This is a genomic window from Pseudomonas sp. GNP012 (assembly GCF_054343835.1).
Genome location: NZ_JBTGUU010000001.1, coordinates 5,471,452 through 5,490,516 on the forward strand (window position 1 = coordinate 5,471,452; position 19,065 = coordinate 5,490,516).

Below are 19,065 nucleotides of genomic sequence, written 5' to 3' on the forward strand. Positions count from 1 at the left end.
CTTACGCTGGTCGTATGGAAGCTTGTTATGCGTTGTCTGTTGTTCGTCTGCCTGTTGCTTGGTTCACTCCCGTCATTCGCCCTGGATCGCTTTCAGGTCGAGGGCTACACGCTGCGCAATGGCTTGCAGTTGCTGCTCAAGCCCGGCACTGATCGCGGGCATGTGGCAATCCGGCTGGTGGTCGGCGTTGGCCTGGACGATTTCGGCTGCGAAGAAAAGGAATTGCCGCATCTGCTGGAACACCTGTTGTTCAGCGGCATCGACGCCAGTGGCGAAGGCGGCCTGGAGGAGCGCATGCAGGCCTTGGGCGGTGAGTGGAATGCCTTCACCAGCAATGCCGATACGACTTTCGTCATCGAGGCCCCGGCGAAAAACCAGCGCAAGGTACTCGACCTGTTGCTGGCGCTGCTGACCCAGACCCGCTTCGACGACAGTGCGATCAACGCGGCCAAGCAAGTGGTCGAGCGTGAAGATGGCGGCCACTACTCGCACCTGCAACGCTGGCTCGATCGTCAAGACCTCGGCCACACGGCCAGCAACCAGTTGGCCGTCGAGTTGGGCCTCAAATGCCCGGAGCGTGCGCAAGTCGATGGCCTGACCCGTGAACAACTGGAACAGGTGCGCAAGGACTGGTATGCGCCGAACAACATGACCCTGATCGTGGTCGGCGACCTCGACAAGTTGCTGCCAGCCTATCTGGAACGGGCCTATGGCGCGCTGGAAGCGATCCCCCCCGGCGAGCATCCGCCGCTACCGCAAATCCAGGCCAGCGCCGCCCATGAGCGCACCTTGACCCGTGGTCTGGTCGGCAACGGCGCCAAGTTGCACTGGCTGGTGCCGGAGCCGGTGCTGGAAGATGGGCACGACCAAACCTTCGATTTACTCAAGGACTATCTGGATTGGGCGCTCTATCGCCAGCTGCGCCTGGCTCATGGTTTGTCCTACGGCCCGTGGGCGGAACGTGAAGTGTTCGGCGGCGTGGGTTTCATGAGCCTCAATGCCGACCTTGAACGCGACGACGTGCCCGAGGCCGAACAAGTGCTCGACGACTTGAAGGCCGGACTGCTCAGGGACGGCCTCAATGCCGACACCTTCAACCGCCTGAAGCAGGCTGCGATCGCCCGCCAGGCCTGGGCCGTACAAGGCAACAGTGCGTTGGCCGACTACTACTGGAGCGCCATCGGAAACTACGAGGACGGCCGTTTCGCCAACCCGTCCCGGGAGCTGCAAGGGGTGACGCTGGAAGAGGCGAACAAGGCCGTGCGTGAACTGCTGTTGCAGCCGGGGTATTTGCGGATCGAGAAGCCGTTGTTCAGCTATGACCAGTTGATGTGGTTGGTGGTTGGTGGGGTGGGCTTGATCGTGTTGATGCTGGTGGGCTGGCGTTTGCATCGCAGGAAGTAACTATTCTGTTTGGCAAGAAAACTCCTTGTGGGAAACACAATCCTCTGTGGGAGCGAGCTTGCTCGCGATGAGGCCATGTCATTTAACATCAAAGTTGACTGATCCGCCGCCATCGCGAGCAGGCTCGCTCCCACAGGTTGCGTGGTGCAACTGACCGCAAACTCTCGCCACAAGGCCGCACCAGCGGTACCCTGTCGAGGTTTTTTCCTACAACCACTGTGAACCCGCCGAATGCAAAACCTGCCCCGTTTCGTACAGCGCATCCTCGAATTGATGAAGCGCTACCCCGGGGTCATTGCGCTCGCTGGTTTCATCTCCGGGGTAGGCAGTTTCATCCTGGTCGATCGCCAGCAAGGCCTGGCGAGCTGGATCACCACCATCATGCTGATCAGCTGGATCTGGCTGATGCTGGAGAACAGCCTGACCAAGTTGTTCACACGCATTTTCAAGCGCGAAATCCCGGAACCCTTGCTGCGTTACGCAACGCAGATGATCCATCAGGAAAGCCTGTTTTTTGTCCTGCCGTTCTTCTTCATCACCACGACGTGGAACAGCGGCCAGTTGTTTTTCACCGGGCTGCTGGGCGTCGCGGCACTGATTTCGATCATCGACCCGCTGTACTACAAGTGGCTGGCTCCACGACGCTGGGCGTTTCTCGCCCTGCACACCTTGACCCTGTTCGCCGCGCTGCTCACCGCGTTGCCGGTGATCATGCACCTGACCACAGCGCAAAGTTTCAAATGGGCACTGGGTATCTCGGTGCTGCTGTCGTTCCCGAGCCTGGCGTCGATCTTCCCGATTCGTACCCTGCGCAGTGCACTGGCGATTTTGAGTATCACTCTGGGCATTGGCGCCGTCGGGTGGGGGTTGCGCTCGTGGGTGCCACCGGCGACGCTGTGGATGACCGACGTGGCCATCAGTACGCAAATGCAGGACCGCACGCCTGGCGCCAGCCTCGACGAAGTCAGTGCCGAGCAGATTCGCAACGGCGGGCTTTACGCCTACACCGCGATCAATGCCCCGCGTGGCCTGGACGAGCGGATTTATCACGTCTGGCAGTTCAACGGCAAAGAGGTCGACCGTATCCCTCTGGATATTCGTGGCGGGCGCAAGGAAGGTTACCGGGCCTGGACCCACAAGCAGAATTTCCCGGGCAACCCGGCCGGCAAATGGCAGGTCCGGGTGCTGACCGAAGATGGCCAGGTCATCGGCGTGCTGCGTTTCAAGGTCAAGGACAGCACAGCGATCAAAGAAAAGTAGTGCGGTTCGTGCTATTACGTAGAGCTGCCTAATCACTGAACAAGCACGGAGCTTATGATCAGCAGCACGATGGCCGGCAATGCCCAGTTGGACACGTCGCTCACTCCTGCACGGTTGCGGGTGACGGGCGACTGGACGCTTGCCCATTACGCTGACCTCAAGCTGTTGAGCGAAAAACTCCACGGCCAGTACGACACCAACACCCCCATTGACCTCAATGGTCTCGGCGCCCTCGACACCGCCGGCGCCTCGCTGTTGGTTGAGTTGCTCGGCTCCGAGCGCCTCGGTCGCTCCGCCGAACATCCTGATTGCACGCTCTCCGCCGCTGATCGGGCGTTGCTGCAAACCGTCTACTGCTCGTTGACCGATTTCTGCGTACCTATCAAGGAACCGGAAGTCAGCGTTTCCATTCAGTTGCTGACCCGCATTGGCCGCGCGGTGGACACCGTCTGGCAGGACACCCTGCAACTGCTGGGTTTCGTTGGCCTGATCATCGAAACCATCGCCCGCGGCCTGTTCCGTCCCAAGCGCTGGCGCGTCACGCCGATGATCGCCCACATCGAACAGACCGGTCTCGACGCCGCGCCCATCGTTGCCCTGCTGACTTTTCTGGTGGGCGCCGTGGTGGCGTTCCTCGGGTCGACGGTGTTGGCCACCTTCGGCGCCACGGTCTTCACCGTGGACCTGGTGGGATTTGCCTTCCTGCGTGAATTCGGTGTGTTGCTGACGGCAATCCTGATGGCCGGGCGCACCGCCAGTGCGTTCACGGCGCAAATCGGTTCGATGAAGGCCAACGAGGAAATCGACGCCATCCGCACTTTGGGCCTCGACCCCGTGGAGTTGCTGGTGGTGCCGCGGGTCCTGGCGTTGCTGATCGCCCTGCCGATGCTGACCTTTCTGGCGATGCTGTCGGGGATTATCGGCGGCGCGGTGGTCTGTGCGGTGAAGCTGGATATCTCGCCGGCGATGTTCATCTCGCTGTTGCAATCGGACATCGGCGTTCAGCACTTTCTGGTGGGGATCGTCAAAGCCCCGATCTTCGCCTTCCTCATCGCCGCCATCGGTTGCCTCGAAGGCTTCAAGGTCAGTGGTAGCGCTGAATCTGTGGGCGCGCACACCACGTCGAGTGTGGTGCAGTCGATTTTCGTGGTGATCGTGATGGATGCGGTCGCTGCGATGTTTTTCATGGAGATGGGTTGGTGAGTCGTATCCCCAGAGCGCCCTCCGAGGCGGTGATTGAAGTCCGTGGACTGTGCAACCGCTTTGGAAGCCAGAGCGTGCACGAGAACCTCGACCTGGATTTGTACAAGGGTGAAATCCTCGCCGTGGTTGGCGGCTCCGGCAGCGGCAAATCGGTGCTGCTGCGCAGCATTGTCGGGCTGCGCCAACCCAGCGAAGGGGTGGTGAAAGTCTTCGGCAAGAACCTGCCGACCTTGCCGGAGCACGAGCGCTCGCTGGTGGAACGGCGATTTGGCGTGCTGTTCCAGAAAGGCGCGCTGTTCTCTTCGCTCACCGTGACCGAGAACGTCGCCCTGCCACTGATCGAGCACGCAGGCCTGAGCCGCAACGACGCCGAGCATCTGGCGGCAGTGAAAATGGCCCTGGCCGGATTGCCGCTGTCGGCAGCAGAGAAGTACCCGGCGTCGCTGTCCGGCGGCATGATCAAGCGTGCCGCGCTGGCCCGGGCATTGGCGCTGGACCCGGACATTCTGTTTCTCGACGAGCCCACCGCCGGTCTCGACCCGATCGGCGCTGCCGCGTTCGACCAATTGATCCTGACCCTGCGCGATGCCCTGGGCCTGAGTGTCTTTCTGGTAACCCACGACCTCGACACGCTCTACACCATCACCGACCGGGTGGCGGTGCTGGCGCAGAAAAAGGTGCTGGTGGCGGACGCCATCGACAAGGTCTCGGAAACCAACGATCCGTGGATTCACGAATACTTCCATGGCCCTCGCGGCCGCGCGGCATTGACGGCCGCCCAACAGCTCAACGAGGTCTGACATGGAAACCCGAGCCCATCATGTATTGATCGGCCTGTTCACCGTGATTGTGGTGACGGCCGCGCTGTTGTTCGGTCTGTGGCTGGCGAAGTCCAGTGTCGACACCGAGTTCAAGGACTACGAGGTTGTGTTCAACGAGGCGGTCAGCGGTTTGTCCAAGGGCAGTTCGGTGCAGTACAGCGGGATCAAGGTCGGCGATGTGATCTCGCTGCGCCTGGACCCGAAAGACCCGCGCCGGGTGTTGGCGCGAATTCGTCTGGCTGGCGATACCCCGGTCAAGGAAGACACCCAGGCCAAACTGGCCCTGACCGGCGTTACCGGGACCTCGATCATCCAGCTCAGCGGCGGCACACCACAGAGCCCGACGCTCAAGGGCAAGGACGGCAAACTGCCGACCATTGTCGCCTCGCCATCGCCCATCGCCCGCCTGCTCAATGACAGCGAAGACCTGATGGCCGGAGTCAGCACGCTGATGCATAACGCCAACCTGATGTTCTCCACGGAAAACATCGCGCGCATCAGCAACACCCTGGAGCATCTGGAGCAAACCACAGGAACAATTGCCGATCAGCGTGGGGATATCCACCAGGCCATGCAGCAATTGGCTTCGGTGGGCAAACAGGCCAACAACATGCTGGAGCAGACCACGACGCTGATGCGTAACGCCAACGGGTTGCTCAATGAGCATGGCAAGGAAGCGCTGGGCAGTGCCGAGCAGGCGATGAAGTCGCTGCAGGAGAGTAGCGCCACCCTCAACAAACTGATCAGCGCCAATCAGGAGTCGCTCAACAGTGGCATGCAGGGCCTCAATGGCCTGGGCCCGGCCGTGCGTGAGATGCGCGAAACCCTGTCCTCGTTGCGCGTCATTACCAAACGTCTGGAGGCCGACCCCAGCGGTTACCTGCTGGGCAGTGACAAGACCAAGGAATTCACGCCATGAAGCTGATCCGGATTGCCCTCCTCGCTGGCTTCACGCTGATCGGCTCGTGCTCGATCCTGCCCAAGCCAGAGCTTTTCGAGGTCTATCGATTGCCCTCAGCCCAGAGCAGCACGGCGGCCAGTCATGGCACGCCGCAGCATTGGTCGCTGCGCCTGACCAAGTTCCAGTCCAGTGAAGCGTTGAACAGTCCGAACATTGCAGTCATTCCTCAGGGCGACGTGATCAGCCACTACAAGGGCTCGCGCTGGAGCGACCCGGCGCCGGTGCTGGTGCGCAATCGCCTGTTGCAAGGTTTCCAGCATGACGGACGGGTGTCGTTATTGAGCACCGATGACAGCATTTTCCAGACCGATCTTGAATTGGGCGGCAGCCTGCAGGCTTTCCAGACTGAATACCTGGGTACGAGTGCCAGCGTGGTCGTGCGTCTGGATGCATTGCTGGTGCGCAGTTACGACCAGCGAATCCTCGCCAGTCGCCGCTTCGAAGTGCACCAGCCGTTGAGCAATGTGCAGGTCCCGGCGGTGGTGGCCGGGTTCGGTCAGGCGAATGATCAGTTGACCGCGCAAGTGGTGAGCTGGGCGGTGGAGCAAGGACAGAAATTGGCGCCACCACCTCGACCATGAAGGCCTGCGCAATTCCTTTGTAGGAGCGAGCTTGCTCGCGAAAAACCTGAGAGCGCCGCGGGGCGTCAGGCTTCCAGCGTTATCGTTCACGACCATCGCGAGCAGGCTCGCTCCTACAGGGAGGCGTCGTATCAGCGCAAAAACGCCTGATGCAACTCAGCCAGCGTTTCAAAGTGATACGCCGGCGCTTCGGCGCTCAGTTCTTCGTGGCTGCCGAACCCGTAACCCACCGCCACCGCATCCAGGCCATTGCTGCGCGCGCCGATCAGGTCGTGCTTGCGGTCGCCGATCATCAGGGTATTGGCCGGGTCCAGATTTTCTTCGGCCATCAGGTGAGCGATCAGATCGACCTTGTTGGTCCGGGTGCCATCCAGTTCGCTGCCGTAAATCACCTTGAAGTGCCTGGCAAAATCGAAATGCCGGGCGATTTCACGAGCGAACACCCAGGGTTTCGAGGTCGCGATGTACAGCTGCCGGCCTTGTTCGCTCAGGGTTTCCAGTAGCGGCGTGACGCCGTCGAACACACGGTTCTCGTAGAGTCCGGTGACCTTGAAGCGTTCGCGGTAGAAATTCACCGCCTCCCACGCCCTGGCTTCATCGAAGTCGTAGAACTGCATGAAGGCCTGCAACAGTGGCGGGCCGATGAAGTGTTCGAGTTTGCCCAGATCCGGTTCATCGATACCCAGTTTGCCCAAGGCGAACTGGATCGAACGGGTGATGCCCTCGCGCGGGTCGGTCAGGGTGCCATCGAGGTCGAACAAAACGGTTTGGTAATGCATGTTGAGTCCTGAATAAGGGAGCCAGGTCAAAGCTGGTCGTAGCCTTCGGCCAGATGCAGGTCCTTGAGCTTCACGTAGTTCGCCGCGCTGTAGGTGAAAAAGGCGCGCTCCTTGTCCGTCAGCGGCCGGATCTGCTTCACCGGGCTGCCCACATACAGGAAGCCGCTTTGCAGGTGCTTGCCCGGTGGCACCAGGCTGCCGGCACCGATGATCACGTCATCGTCGACCACGGCGCCGTCCATGACAATGCAGCCCATGCCGATCAACACCCGGCTGCCCACCGAACAGCCATGCAGCATGACCTTGTGGGCGACGGTCACGTCATCGCCGATCAGCAACGGAAAGCCTTCAGGGTTGAACGGACCGGCGTGGGTGATGTGCAACACGCAGCCATCCTGCACGCTGGTGCGCGCGCCGATGCGGATGCGGTGCATGTCGCCACGGATCACCGTCAGCGGCCAGACCGAACTGTCTTCGCCGATTTCAACGTCGCCGATCACCACGGCCGAGCCATCGACAAAAGCGCCTTTACCCAGCAGCGGCGTGTGGTTCTGATACTTGCGAAGGTTCACGATAGGGTTTCTCTCTGTTGCTGATAGCTGCGGTGAACGTCGATTGTAATTAAGATGGCTGCATGTTTCTCCAGCCAAGGTATCAACCGTGAGCGTGAACAACCCTCTTTTGCAGTCCTATGACCTGCCGCCGTTCTCCGCCATCCGCGCCGAACACGTACAACCGGCCATTGAACAGATCCTGGCTGACAACCGCGCCGCCATCGTCGAGATCCTCAAGACCCAGGCCAAGCAGCCAACGTGGGCCGGCCTGGTGCTGGCGATGGACGAACTCAACGACCGCCTGGGTGCCGCCTGGAGCCCGGTCAGCCACCTCAATGCCGTGTGCAACAGCGCCGAACTGCGTGAAGCCTACGAGTCGTGCCTGCCTGCCTTGAGCGCCTACTCCACCGAAATGGGCCAGAACCGCGAACTGTTCCAGGCCTTCGAAGCCCTGGCCAGCAGTCCTGAAGCCGCCGGTTTCGACGTGGCGCAGAAAACCATCCTGGAACACTCCCTGCGTGACTTCCGTCTGTCGGGTATCGACCTGCCGGAAGCCGAACAGAAACGTTACGCCGAAGTGCAGAGCAAGCTGTCGGAACTGGGCAGCCGTTTCTCCAACCAGTTGCTCGATGCCACTCAGGCGTGGACCAAGCACGTCACCGATGAAGCCGCCCTCGCCGGCCTGACCGATTCGGCCAAGGCGCAAATGGCTGCCGCGGCACAGGCCAAGGACCTGGACGGCTGGCTGATCACCCTGGAGTTCCCGAGCTATTACGCTGTGATGACCTACGCCCAGGACCGCGCATTGCGCGAAGAAGTCTACGCGGCTTACTGCACCCGTGCGTCGGACCAGGGGCCGAATGCCGGCCAGAACGACAACGGCCCGGTCATGGAAGAAATCCTCGATCTGCGCCAGGAGTTGGCAAAGCTGTTGGGGTTCAGCAGTTTCTCCGAGCTGAGCCTGGCGACCAAAATGGCTGAGTCCAGCGATCAGGTGCTGAGCTTCCTGCGCGACCTGGCCAAGCGCAGCAAGCCGTTCGCCGCCCAGGATCTGGAACAGCTCAAGGCCTACGCGGCCGAGCAAGGTTGCCCGGATCTGCAAAGCTGGGACAGCGGTTTCTACGGCGAAAAACTCCGTGAACAACGTTACAGCGTGGCTCAGGAGGCCCTGCGTGCCTACTTCCCGATCGACAAGGTGCTCAGCGGCCTGTTCGCCATCGTCCAGCGCCTGTACGGCATCGAGATTGCCGAACTCAAAGGCTTCGACACCTGGCACCCGGATGTGCGCCTGTTCGAAATCAAGGAAAACGGCCAGCACGTCGGCCGCTTCTTCTTCGACCTCTACGCTCGCGCCAACAAGCGCGGTGGTGCCTGGATGGATGGCGCTCGTGACCGTCGCCGCACGGCTGGCGGCGTGCTGCAAAGCCCGGTGGCGAACCTGGTGTGCAACTTCACCCCGGCTGACAGCGGTAAGCCTGCGCTGCTGACCCACGATGAAGTCACTACCCTGTTCCATGAATTCGGTCACGGCCTGCATCACCTGCTGACCCGCGTCGAACATGCTGGCGTGTCCGGCATCAACGGTGTGGCATGGGATGCCGTCGAACTGCCAAGTCAGTTCATGGAAAACTGGTGCTGGGAGCCGGAAGGCCTGGCGCTGATTTCCGGTCATTACGAAACCGGCGAGCCACTGCCTCAGGACCTGCTCGGGAAAATGCTCGCAGCGAAAAACTTCCAGTCTGGCCTGATGATGGTCCGCCAACTGGAGTTCTCGTTGTTCGACTTCGAACTGCACGCGACCCATGGCGTCGGCCGCAGCGTGCTGCAAGTGCTCGAAGGCGTGCGCGACGAGGTCTCGGTGATGCGTCCGCCGGCCTACAACCGCTTCCCCAACAGCTTTGCGCACATCTTCGCCGGTGGTTATGCCGCGGGTTACTACAGCTACAAATGGGCTGAAGTGCTCTCGGCCGATGCGTTCTCGAAGTTCGAAGAAGAAGGCGTGCTCAACGCCGACACCGGTCGTGCTTTCCGCGAAGCGATCCTCGCCCGTGGCGGTTCCCAGGAGCCGATGGTGCTGTTCGTCGACTTCCGTGGCCGTGAGCCATCGATTGACGCACTCTTGCGCCACAGCGGCCTGAGTGAGGACGCGGCAGCATGAGTGAGGGGCCTGTGATTACGAAAAAACGCTTTATCGCCGGGGCGGTCTGCCCGGCATGCAGCGAGCCGGACAAGTTGATGATGTGGAACGAAGACCAGGTCCCGCACCGAGAGTGCGTGGCCTGCGGTTACTCCGACACACTCAATGAGCAAGGGCTGTCGGTGCCCAGGGAGCTTGGCACGCGGGTCAACACCACCGCGCCCAAAGCCCCGGACACCAAGGTCCAGGCGGTTCAGTTCTTCCCGAATCCGAAGCTGAAGAAAAAGCCCGACGAACAGCACTGAGTGAGAAAAAAGCCCCCGTTGCTCCATGCAACGGGGGCTTTTTTTATTCGATATGCGCGGACTTGAACCAGCTCTTCATCGAGCACGCGGCGAACGGGCTGGTGCTGCAATCGCCATTGGCCAGGGCCGTGCGCAGTTTGTCGACATCGACCTGCATCATGTAGCGGATGCCGTCCTTGAAGTGGGTACTGTCACCAAAGCTGCCCTCGGTCATTTCGTTCAGGGCCTCTTCCTTGCTCCAGCCCTGGATGACAACCCGGTACATGGCCGCCATCAGGCCGGTACGGTCAGAGCCGTGTTTGCAGTGCATCAGCACCGGGCCTTTGGCTTCGGCAGACTGGATGGCGCGCAAGGCCTTGAGCACATCGGCGTCATCCACATGGTTGGTGCGATAAGGCAGTTGTACTTGCGTGATGCCTGACGTGGACAACCAACTAGAGTCCGCTTCAGGCAAAAAGTTGATCACTGTACCGACCTTGAGTTTCTCCAGCAGCGGCACCGCGTCCTTGTCCGGCAAGGCGCTGCGGTAGAGGGTTGGCGACATTTGAAAGAGGTTGTATTGCTTCTCGATCGGTTGAGCCCAATCTGCCGGACGGTGCATCGCGCTGTTGTCAGCAAATGCCGGTGTCAGGTTAACAAGTACAACGAGCGACAGGCATATTGCAGATATGAATCGTGGTAAGGGCATGCTTGAGCGACCGTTCTGAAAGGGACGGGAAGATGCTGGCAAGGATCAGCCACGCCCGGTCAAAGGCCTGTGAGAGGGCTGTCAAAGAATCGTGAAGCTGACGGGATGATGAATGTTTCATCAAGGATCGAGCCTCGCTCATTGAAAGAGCATTGTTATAGGCGACAAAAAAATCAAACCCGATCGATTATTAACTTCGACCGGACCTGATAAATAAAAATATAGTTGCCTGGACCTTTGGTTCAATATTTCGCAATGCTGGCGTACGCTTTGGCCAGAGCCAGCAGTTTTTCCTTATCATCGGAATTCATGGTCCCGTTACCATCAATATCTTTGTCGACACTGCCGATACTAAAAGACTGGCCGCCGTCGTATGAGGACGCAATCAGTGTGGTGGAGTCCAGCAAAGAGGTGGTCACGACCGAGTTTTCTTCATCCCAGCCTTCTTCCTTGAGTGCGAACTGCATCGATACCAGTACTTCATCGGGGTCGACTACAGTCGGTCCAAGTTTTTGCAGAAATATACCGCGGCGATTAAAAAACGACATAAATAAATCCTTTTATAGAATATCGGTGTTTATGTTTTTCAGCGAAAAAATGGTACATGCGGCTTTGTCGCAACAGCCAGGCTTTATATGTTTCTCCCGGTTGCTTCACGCAAACGTGCATGACAAATAATCAGAAAGTGCCGAACGGTGCTGGTCGAGTGGTTTTGATCGATGTACTGTATGTATATACAGCAATCGGGTGTTTCTCATGCACACGCCATTTCCTCCCCGCGGCCGCGGCACTGCGACCAACCCGCACAACCGTTTCGCCCCCAGTCATTCGGTGGCCGAAGACGACGGCTGGTATCAGGAGGTGCCGCTTACTCAAGGCACTGAGGTGCGCATTGAAACGGCGAAAACCATCATCACCCGCAACACGTCGCCGGACTTGCCCTTCGATCGCTCGATCAACCCCTATCGCGGCTGCGAGCACGGTTGCATTTATTGCTATGCGCGCCCCAGTCATGCCTATTGGGACATGTCGCCCGGACTGGATTTTGAGACAAAACTGATCGCCAAGACCAACGCCGTGGATGTGCTGGAGGAGCAGTTGTCCAAACGTGGCTATCATTGTGCACCGATCAACCTCGGCTCCAACACCGACCCGTATCAGCCGATCGAGCGCGAATACCGGATCACCCGCAAGACCCTTGAGGTGCTGCTGCGCTACCGGCACCCGGTGACCATCGTGACCAAGGGCTCGCTGATTCTTCGTGACCTGGACCTGCTGACCGAGCTCGCCAGCCAAAGACTGGTGGCGGTCATGATCAGCCTGACCACACTGGACGACGAACTCAAGCGCATCCTCGAACCCCGCGCCGCAGCGCCCAAGGCGCGGCTGCGGGCGATCAGGGTCATGCGCGAGGCGGGTATCCCGGTCGGCGTTCTGTGTTCACCGATGATCCCGATGATCAACGACAGCGAACTCGAAAGTCTGCTCACTGAGGCCCATGCGGCCGGGGCGCAGAGTGCCGCCTACATGATGCTGCGCTTGCCGCTTGAAGTGGCGCCTCTGTTCGAGGAATGGTTGGCGACCCACTACCCTCAACGGGCGGCGCATGTGCTGAGCCTGATTCGCCAGAGCCGTGGCGGTGAACTCTACGACAGCCGCTTTGGCGCTCGAATGCGCGGCGAAGGTCCCTTCGCCGACCTGCTGGCACAGCGCTTTGCCAAAACCATCAAGCGCCTGGGGCTCAATCACCGGGAAGGCTTTGACCTGGACTGCAATGCCTTTTGTCCGCCCGGTCGCCAAATGTCGTTGATTTGAGGACAATTGACCTATGGTTGAGTACTGAAGATCGCGCTCGCGCCTTAGGCTGGTCACGTTTTTTGTGACCTGGAACACGCATTCTAGAGCGTTTTATTCAGTTTCAATTAAGATTCGGCCGCTACCTTGTTCATCGAGTGACTGATGGGTCGAGATGTTTGGCCTGGATGTTTTTTAACCAGCCACTGGCTTCACACCGGACCACACGGGATGACTCCCTGAGCCCGCCAATGAGGATGAATTGATGAGTGACAAGGATAAACAGCCGTTGGCTGCGTCGGCTTCCGCCCAACCCGAGGCCGAAACCGCCGATGCAGCGTTGCAGCATATCGTTGACGGCTTTTTGCATTTTCATCATGAGGTCTTTCCTCAGCAGGAAGAGCTCTTCAAGAGACTCGCCACGGCCCAGCGGCCACGAGCGATGTTCATCGCCTGCGCCGATTCGCGCATCGTTCCTGAATTAATCACACAAAGCTCCCCAGGCGATCTGTTCGTGACCCGTAACGTCGGCAACGTTGTGCCGCCTTACGGGCAAATGAACGGTGGTGTCTCCACGGCCATCGAGTACGCCGTACTGGCTCTGGGGGTGCATCACATTATCATTTGCGGGCATTCCGACTGCGGCGCCATGCGCGCGGTACTCAACCCGGAAAGTCTGGAGAAAATGCCCACGGTCAAAGCCTGGCTGCGTCATGCCGAAGTGGCCAAGACCATGGTGCAGGAGAACTGCAGCTGCTCTAACGAAAGCGAAAGCATGCACATCCTCACCGAGGAGAATGTGATCGCCCAATTGCAGCATCTGCGTACCCATCCGTCGGTTGCCTCGCGCATGGCCAACGGTCAGCTGTTTATCCACGGCTGGGTCTACAACATCGAAACCAGCGAAATCAAAGCGTACGACGCCGATCAAGGCTGTTTCCTGCCGCTCAATGGCAGCCTGCCAATTCCCGTGGCGACGCCCAAAGCGCGCTTCTAACTCCTCCTAAATCGTTGTGTGGTTTAGCCGAGGCTGCCATTCAGGCAGCCTGGCTTTGCCATGCCTGAAGAAAACTTCGGGAGACTCACCATGCGTGCTGCTCGACTCAAAGCTGTTCTGCCTCGGGAGCTGCTGGCTTCGGTGGTCGTGTTTCTGGTTGCCCTGCCCCTGTGCATGGGCATTGCCATTGCTTCTGGGCTGCCACCGGCCAAAGGTCTGATCACCGGCATCATCGGCGGTCTGGTGGTTGGCTGGTTGGCCGGCTCGCCGCTGCAAGTCAGTGGCCCGGCAGCGGGTCTGGCCGTTCTGGTTTTCGAATTGGTCCGCCAACACGGTATCGCGATGCTTGGACCCATCCTGTTACTGGCGGGTTTGCTGCAACTGGTGGCGGGTCGATTGAAGCTGGGATGCTGGTTTCGAGTGACGGCGCCTGCGGTGGTGTACGGCATGCTGGCCGGGATTGGTGTACTGATTGTCCTGTCCCAAGTGCATGTAATGCTGGATGCGGTGCCCAAACCCTCGGGTCTCGATAACCTGGCAGCCTTCCCGGCGGCGTTGGCTCAGGCATTGCCCACGTTTGGCTGGCAAGCCGGTTTGCTCGGTCTGTCGACGATTGCTGTCATGTGGCTGTGGGAAAAATTCCGTCCGCAATCCTTGCGCTTCATTCCCGGGGCGCTACTGGGTGTCGGTCTGGCCACGCTGGCCAGCCTGGTGCTGGCGTTGCAGGTCAAACGGGTTGAGGTCCCGGCCAACCTGGCAGAGGCCATCGACTGGCTAAAGCCGGTGGACCTGCTCAACCTGGCCGATCCGACACTACTGATCGCGGCGTTTGCCGTGGCCTTTATCGCCAGCGCCGAAACTTTGCTCTCAGCCGCGGCAGTTGATCGGATGCACAGTGGTCAGCGTTCGGACTTCGACCGGGAACTGACGGCGCAAGGTATCGGCAACATGCTGTGCGGTGTGCTTGGGGCACTACCGATGACCGGCGTTATCGTGCGCAGTTCGGCGAATGTTCAGGCCGGAGCAACCACACGGTTTTCGACCATATTCCACGGCCTGTGGCTGCTGGCGTTCGTGCTGTTGCTGTCCAGCGTCCTGCAAAGCATTCCGGTGGCTAGCCTGGCGGGCGTGCTGGTGTACACCGGTTTCAAACTGGTGGATCTCAAGGTCTTTCGGGGTTTGGGCCGGTATGGTCGGGCGCCGATGTTCACATACGCGGCAACCGCATTGGCCATCGTTTTTACCGACCTGCTGACGGGCGTGTTGATTGGCTTTGGCCTGACCCTGCTGAAACTGGCGTTGAAAGCCTCGCGCTTGAAGATCAGCCTGATCGACCTGCCCCGTGAAGGGGAAATGGAGTTGCGCCTGACGGGCGCGGCGACCTTCCTCAAAGTGCCGGCGCTGACCCGGGTGATGGGCAGCATTCCGGTGGGTACGACGGTGCATGTGCCGCTCAATAACCTGAGCTACATCGATCACTCGTGTCTGGAGTTACTGGAGGAATGGGGGCGAGCCAATGCGGGCAAGGGTTCGAAGCTGTTGATTGAATCGCGGGGATTGAAGCGTCGGCTTGAGGGGCGGGTGCGGACGAATACCGGCGTCGGTGCGGTTGGCTGAGATACCTGTGTGGGAGCGGGCTTGCTCGCGAATACGGTCAATCATTCAACGTTTATGTTGACTGACACGCCGCATTCGCGAGCAAGCCCGCTCCCACAGGTTTCAGGGATCAGGCAGCCGGCTGATCCAGCTCCAGGCCTACGCCCAGGCGGCGGGACATGCACGGCCAGCGTTTCCATGCGGCGCCGGTGTCCGGGCTGCTGAGCTTCTCGCGATAGGCTTCCACCGACTCCAGCGCAAAGCTTTCGTCGTTGAGCATTTCGTCCACCGCGTGATGCACCACCTCGTCCAGTTGGTTGGCGAACTCCTCACCGATCAATTGGTGAGCAATCAGGTTGGCGACAGTCATGTCCAGGGGGATCAGTGGCTGGCCGAAATGCTTGATGTACAGGTCGTTGACCTCTTCGACAAACCTGTGCGCGAGGTAGGCTTCATCCAGCAGGCTGTCGAGCCCGACGTGACCGTTCAGGACCGTCGGCGGCTGGAGGAAGTACTGTTCGGCGATTTTCAGCACCGGTTTGATCTGTGACTCGATGCCCGCTTCCCTGGCAACTTCATTGGCTGCATCCAGCAGATCAGGTACTTCTTCGATATAGGCGGCGACAAAACGCGTCAGCACGCCATTGGCATCCGCTTCCGGTAACTGGATCGACGGGTGCAGGTGAGGCAGTTTGCTTTCCAGCTGACGCGTCAGCAGGCCGGTGTCGGCTTCGTGTTGTTGGGCTTGTTGGATCTGCTCGCGCAATGCGGCGGTGTTCATGAAAACTCCAGGAAACAAGGCAATGAAATAGGGAAGACATAACTTAGCTGGCTTACGAAAAATGCTAAGACGCATTTGTCATAATTATTTCATCCTTGAGACGGCTCCGTTATATCGGTTTGCCACCACTCGTCTGCATCCTTCTCCATTCGTGCCCTGCAACGCAAGTTAATGCTGTTTCAGATGATTTACGCCTTCGCATTGCGAGGTCAGTGGTGCTGTCTATACTCGGGTTGGAATGGAGTTAGCTGATGACGCCCGACTGCATATGCAGCAAGGCCCGGTGCTCAAGTTCGTAGTCTGATGCAGCCGCTCCCTTGCCGCAGGTGAAAGCCGGCGGGATAACAAGAACGATAAGGGGAACCCGCAATGATGCGACATCCACATGTCTGGATGGGCCTCCTGTTGTGGTCGATTTTCAGTCAGGCGCAAGCGGCCTGGACTGTGAATATGGCGCCTGGAGCGACTGAAATCAGTCACGCAGTATTCGACCTGCACATGACCATTTTCTGGATCTGTGTGGTGATCGGCATCATCGTTTTTGGTGCCATGTTCTGGTCGATGATTCTCCACCGCCGCTCGACCGGGCAGGTGGCCGCCAAATTTCATGAAAGCACCACCGTCGAAATCCTCTGGACCATCGTGCCCTTCCTGATCCTGGTGGCCATGGCAGTTCCCGCTACCGCGACCCTGATCAAGATGTACGACGCCAGCGAGCCGGAGATCGATATCCAGGTCACTGGCTACCAGTGGAAGTGGCACTACAAATACCTGGGCCAGGACGTCGAGTTCTTCAGCAACCTGACCACCCCCCAGGATCAAATCCACAACAAGGAAGCCAAGAGTGAGCACTACCTGCTCGAGGTCGACAAGCCATTGGTGCTGCCGGTCGGCACCAAAGTGCGCTTCCTGGTGACCTCCGCCGACGTGATCCACTCCTGGTGGGTGCCGGCTTTCGCGGTCAAGCGCGATGCGATACCCGGGTTCGTCAATGAAGCCTGGACCCGCATCGACAAGCCCGGCATCTACCGTGGCCAATGCGCCGAGTTGTGCGGCAAGGATCACGGCTTCATGCCGACCGTGGTCGAGGTCAAGGAAAAGGCCGATTACGAAAAATGGCTGGCCGATCGCAAGGTCGAGGCCGCGCAACTCAAAGAACTGACCAGCAAGGAATGGACGCTCGACGAGCTCAAGGAGCGCGGCGACAAGGTCTATCACACTACCTGCGTGGCCTGTCACCAGGCCGAAGGCCAGGGCCTGCCGCCGATGTTCCCGGCACTCAAGGGCTCGAAAATCGCCACCGGACCAAAAGAAGATCACCTGGGCATTGTCTTCCACGGCAAGCCTGGCACTTCCATGGCCGCATTCGGCAAACAGCTCTCGGAAGTCGATATCGCAGCGGTCGTGACCTATGAACGTAACGCCTGGGGCAACAACAAGGGCGACATGGTCACGCCAAAAGAAGTGCTGGAGCTGAAACAGGCGGAAAGCAAATGACCCGGTCTATTGCGCACGTAAGGAACCGGTCGGGGCTACGCACCCCGGCCTGCCCAGCCCATCTGTTTGCAGGAGACAGGACATGACTGCTGTAATCGATGAACATGTTCATACCGCCACCGACCACGCCCACGGCCCCGCCAAAGGCCTGATGCGCTGGGTGCTGACCACCAACCACAAGGACATCGGCACTCTGTACCTGTGGTTTGCGTTCTCCATGTTCCTGCTCGGCGGCTCGTTCGCGATGGTGATTCGCGCCGAGCTGTTCCAGCCGGGGCTGCAGATCGTCCAGCCGGAATTCTTCAACCAGATGACCACCATGCACGGTCTGGTGATGGTCTTCGGTGCGGTGATGCCGGCCTTCGTCGGCCTCGCCAACTGGATGATCCCGCTGATGATCGGCGCGCCGGACATGGCCCTGCCGCGAATGAACAACTTCAGTTTCTGGCTGTTGCCGGCGGCGTTCCTGATGCTGGTGTCGACCCTGTTCACCGCCGGTGGCGGGCCGAACTTTGGCTGGACGTTCTACGCGCCGCTGTCGACGACCTACGCACCGGAAAGCGTGACCTTCTTCATCTTCGCCATTCACTTGATGGGGATCAGCTCGATCATGGGGGCGATCAACGTGATCGCCACCATCCTCAACCTGCGCGCCCCCGGCATGACGCTGATGAAAATGCCGTTGTTCGTCTGGACCTGGCTGATCACCGCGTTCCTGCTGATCGCGGTGATGCCGGTGCTGGCGGGCTGCGTGACGATGATGCTGATGGACATCCACTTCGGCACCAGCTTCTTCAGCGCCGCCGGTGGCGGTGACCCGGTGCTGTTCCAGCATGTGTTCTGGTTCTTCGGCCACCCCGAGGTGTACATCATGATCCTGCCGGCCTTCGGTGCCGTCAGCTCGATCATTCCGGCCTTCTCGCGCAAGCCGCTGTTCGGCTATACCTCGATGGTCTACGCCACGGCGAGTATCGCGTTCCTGTCGTTCATCGTCTGGGCGCACCACATGTTCGTGGTCGGCATTCCGCTGGTGGGCGAGTTGTTCTTCATGTACGCCACTCTGCTGATTGCGGTGCCAACGGGTGTGAAGGTATTCAACTGGGCCAGTACCATGTGGCAGGGCTCGCTGACGTTCGAGACACCGATGCTGTTTGCCGTGGCGTTCGTGATCCTGTTCTCCATCGGCGGTTTCTCGGGATTGATGCTGGCCATCGCCCCGGCGGACTTCCAGTACCAGGACACCTACTTCGTGGTCGCGCACTTCCATTACGTGCTGGTACCGGGGGCGATCTTCGGGATCTTCGCCTCGGCCTACTACTGGTTGCCGAAATGGACCGGTCACATGTACGACGAAACCCTCGGCAAGCTGCATTTCTGGCTGTCGTTCATCGGCATGAACCTGGCCTTTTTCCCTATGCACTTTGTGGGTCTGGCGGGCATGCCGCGACGGATTCCGGACTACAACCTGCAGTTCGCTGACTTCAACATGGTGTCGTCGGTCGGTGCATTCATGTTCGGGGCCACGCAGATCTTCTTCCTGTTCATCGTGATCAAGACCATTCGCGGCGGCGCGCCAGCACCGGCCAAACCGTGGGATGGGGCTGAAGGCCTGGAGTGGAGCATCCCGTCGCCGGCGCCGTATCACACCTTCACCACGCCGCCGGAAGTGAAATGAATACCTGCCCCTTTGTAGGAGCGAGCTTGCTC

Annotated in this window: 18 protein-coding genes and 1 pseudogene; 13 read left to right on the plus strand and 6 right to left on the minus strand. The window is 59.6% G+C overall.

From position 1 onward, the window contains the following. Positions 1-27: 27 nt before the first annotated feature. From ACXX83_RS24870 to ACXX83_RS24895, 6 genes are all read left to right on the plus strand, one after another. Positions 28-1,404 carry a M16 family metallopeptidase gene (locus tag ACXX83_RS24870; protein ID WP_458549863.1) on the plus strand — a complete coding sequence of 459 codons (1,377 nt, stop codon included), beginning with the start codon at positions 28-30 and terminating at the stop codon, positions 1,402-1,404. Positions 1,405-1,635: 231 nt separating this feature from the next. After that, positions 1,636-2,664 (plus strand): DUF5924 family protein, encoded by a 1,029-nt coding sequence (locus ACXX83_RS24875; RefSeq protein WP_458549864.1) that lies wholly within the window; start codon positions 1,636-1,638, stop codon positions 2,662-2,664. Positions 2,665-2,718: 54 nt separating this feature from the next. Continuing rightward, positions 2,719-3,867: an ABC transporter permease gene (locus ACXX83_RS24880; RefSeq protein ID WP_015092877.1), complete on the plus strand. Its 1,149-nt coding sequence runs from the start codon at positions 2,719-2,721 to the stop codon at positions 3,865-3,867. Then, complete coding sequence (locus ACXX83_RS24885; protein ID WP_015092878.1) at positions 3,864-4,667, plus strand: ABC transporter ATP-binding protein; 804 nt, start codon at positions 3,864-3,866, stop codon at positions 4,665-4,667. The genes ACXX83_RS24880 and ACXX83_RS24885 overlap by 4 nt, the downstream gene beginning before the upstream one ends. A 1-nt stretch (position 4,668) precedes the next feature. After that, entirely contained in the window at positions 4,669-5,607 is a 939-nt protein-coding gene (locus ACXX83_RS24890) for an MlaD family protein (protein ID WP_015092879.1), read from the plus strand. Continuing rightward, complete coding sequence (locus ACXX83_RS24895; RefSeq protein ID WP_458549867.1) at positions 5,604-6,230, plus strand: ABC-type transport auxiliary lipoprotein family protein; 627 nt, start codon at positions 5,604-5,606, stop codon at positions 6,228-6,230. The genes ACXX83_RS24890 and ACXX83_RS24895 overlap by 4 nt, the downstream gene beginning before the upstream one ends. Positions 6,231-6,248: 18 nt before the next feature. Here ACXX83_RS24895 and ACXX83_RS24900 read toward each other — a convergent pair. The 3 genes and pseudogenes from ACXX83_RS24900 to ACXX83_RS24910 all read right to left on the minus strand — a co-directional run. Continuing rightward, positions 6,249-6,326: pseudogene (locus ACXX83_RS24900) on the minus strand (outer membrane lipoprotein carrier protein LolA); the annotation flags it as partial. Between the two features lie 35 nt (positions 6,327-6,361). Continuing rightward, positions 6,362-7,009, minus strand: a complete 648-nt coding sequence (locus tag ACXX83_RS24905) for an HAD family hydrolase (RefSeq protein ID WP_015092881.1) — start codon at positions 7,007-7,009, stop codon at positions 6,362-6,364. A 26-nt stretch (positions 7,010-7,035) separates the two neighbouring features. Beyond that, positions 7,036-7,581 (minus strand): gamma carbonic anhydrase family protein, encoded by a 546-nt coding sequence (locus ACXX83_RS24910; RefSeq protein WP_458549868.1) that lies wholly within the window; start codon positions 7,579-7,581, stop codon positions 7,036-7,038. Positions 7,582-7,669: 88 nt separating this feature from the next. Between ACXX83_RS24910 and prlC the strand changes: the two genes are divergently transcribed. Further along, positions 7,670-9,721, plus strand: coding sequence for an oligopeptidase A (gene prlC / locus ACXX83_RS24915; protein ID WP_458549869.1), 2,052 nt, complete (start codon positions 7,670-7,672; stop codon positions 9,719-9,721). Next, on the plus strand, positions 9,718-10,005 hold the full coding sequence (locus ACXX83_RS24920; protein ID WP_217836783.1) for a YheV family putative zinc ribbon protein: 288 nt from the start codon (positions 9,718-9,720) through the stop codon (positions 10,003-10,005). Before prlC ends, ACXX83_RS24920 begins: the two co-directional genes overlap by 4 nt. A 43-nt stretch (positions 10,006-10,048) precedes the next feature. Here ACXX83_RS24920 and ACXX83_RS24925 read toward each other — a convergent pair whose 3' ends face one another. Further along, positions 10,049-10,693, minus strand: coding sequence for a dual specificity protein phosphatase family protein (locus ACXX83_RS24925; protein ID WP_458549870.1), 645 nt, complete (start codon positions 10,691-10,693; stop codon positions 10,049-10,051). A gap of 242 nt (positions 10,694-10,935) precedes the next feature. Beyond that, the gene (locus ACXX83_RS24930; protein ID WP_458549871.1) at positions 10,936-11,241 is read right to left on the minus strand and encodes a hypothetical protein; all 306 of its coding nucleotides are present in this window, start codon (positions 11,239-11,241) and stop codon (positions 10,936-10,938) included. A 208-nt stretch (positions 11,242-11,449) separates the two neighbouring features. Between ACXX83_RS24930 and ACXX83_RS24935 the strand changes: the two genes are divergently transcribed. The 3 genes from ACXX83_RS24935 to ACXX83_RS24945 all read left to right on the plus strand — a co-directional run bounded on the left by ACXX83_RS24935 (position 11,450) and on the right by ACXX83_RS24945 (position 15,101). Further along, entirely contained in the window at positions 11,450-12,508 is a 1,059-nt protein-coding gene (locus ACXX83_RS24935) for a PA0069 family radical SAM protein (protein ID WP_217836786.1), read from the plus strand. Positions 12,509-12,752: 244 nt separating this feature from the next. After that, entirely contained in the window at positions 12,753-13,484 is a 732-nt protein-coding gene (locus tag ACXX83_RS24940) for a carbonic anhydrase (protein WP_217836787.1), read from the plus strand. Positions 13,485-13,574: 90 nt separating this feature from the next. Continuing rightward, the gene (locus ACXX83_RS24945) at positions 13,575-15,101 is read left to right on the plus strand and encodes a SulP family inorganic anion transporter (RefSeq protein WP_458549873.1); all 1,527 of its coding nucleotides are present in this window, start codon (positions 13,575-13,577) and stop codon (positions 15,099-15,101) included. A gap of 109 nt (positions 15,102-15,210) precedes the next feature. On the opposite strand, the gene ACXX83_RS24950 is transcribed toward ACXX83_RS24945, so the two are convergent. After that, on the minus strand, positions 15,211-15,861 hold the full coding sequence (locus ACXX83_RS24950) for a hypothetical protein (RefSeq protein ID WP_015092889.1): 651 nt from the start codon (positions 15,859-15,861) through the stop codon (positions 15,211-15,213). 369 nt (positions 15,862-16,230) lie between these two features. Between ACXX83_RS24950 and coxB the strand changes: the two genes are divergently transcribed. Continuing rightward, complete coding sequence (gene coxB, locus ACXX83_RS24955; RefSeq protein WP_015092890.1) at positions 16,231-17,358, plus strand: cytochrome c oxidase subunit II; 1,128 nt, start codon at positions 16,231-16,233, stop codon at positions 17,356-17,358. Positions 17,359-17,440: 82 nt separating this feature from the next. Beyond that, on the plus strand, positions 17,441-19,033 hold the full coding sequence (gene ctaD / locus ACXX83_RS24960; protein WP_458549874.1) for a cytochrome c oxidase subunit I: 1,593 nt from the start codon (positions 17,441-17,443) through the stop codon (positions 19,031-19,033). Positions 19,034-19,065: the final 32 nt, after the last annotated feature.

What these genes read in the sequence shown, in the direction of transcription:
- ACXX83_RS24870 (WP_458549863.1), top strand. Translation starts at nt 28, where the DNA reads ATGCGTTGTCTGTTGTTCGTCTGCCTGTTGCTTGGTTCACTCCCGTCA.
- ACXX83_RS24875 (WP_458549864.1), top strand. Translation starts at nt 1,636, where the DNA reads ATGCAAAACCTGCCCCGTTTCGTACAGCGCATCCTCGAATTGATGAAG.
- ACXX83_RS24880 (WP_015092877.1), top strand. Translation starts at nt 2,719, where the DNA reads ATGATCAGCAGCACGATGGCCGGCAATGCCCAGTTGGACACGTCGCTC.
- ACXX83_RS24890 (WP_015092879.1), top strand. Translation starts at nt 4,669, where the DNA reads ATGGAAACCCGAGCCCATCATGTATTGATCGGCCTGTTCACCGTGATT.
- ACXX83_RS24895 (WP_458549867.1), top strand. Translation starts at nt 5,604, where the DNA reads ATGAAGCTGATCCGGATTGCCCTCCTCGCTGGCTTCACGCTGATCGGC.
- ACXX83_RS24905 (WP_015092881.1), bottom strand. Translation starts at nt 7,009, where the DNA reads ATGCATTACCAAACCGTTTTGTTCGACCTCGATGGCACCCTGACCGAC.
- ACXX83_RS24920 (WP_217836783.1), top strand. Translation starts at nt 9,718, where the DNA reads ATGAGTGAGGGGCCTGTGATTACGAAAAAACGCTTTATCGCCGGGGCG.
- ACXX83_RS24925 (WP_458549870.1), bottom strand. Translation starts at nt 10,693, where the DNA reads ATGCCCTTACCACGATTCATATCTGCAATATGCCTGTCGCTCGTTGTA.
- ACXX83_RS24930 (WP_458549871.1), bottom strand. Translation starts at nt 11,241, where the DNA reads ATGTCGTTTTTTAATCGCCGCGGTATATTTCTGCAAAAACTTGGACCG.
- ACXX83_RS24935 (WP_217836786.1), top strand. Translation starts at nt 11,450, where the DNA reads ATGCACACGCCATTTCCTCCCCGCGGCCGCGGCACTGCGACCAACCCG.
- ACXX83_RS24940 (WP_217836787.1), top strand. Translation starts at nt 12,753, where the DNA reads ATGAGTGACAAGGATAAACAGCCGTTGGCTGCGTCGGCTTCCGCCCAA.
- ACXX83_RS24945 (WP_458549873.1), top strand. Translation starts at nt 13,575, where the DNA reads ATGCGTGCTGCTCGACTCAAAGCTGTTCTGCCTCGGGAGCTGCTGGCT.
- ACXX83_RS24950 (WP_015092889.1), bottom strand. Translation starts at nt 15,861, where the DNA reads ATGAACACCGCCGCATTGCGCGAGCAGATCCAACAAGCCCAACAACAC.
- coxB (WP_015092890.1), top strand. Translation starts at nt 16,231, where the DNA reads ATGATGCGACATCCACATGTCTGGATGGGCCTCCTGTTGTGGTCGATT.
- ctaD (WP_458549874.1), top strand. Translation starts at nt 17,441, where the DNA reads ATGACTGCTGTAATCGATGAACATGTTCATACCGCCACCGACCACGCC.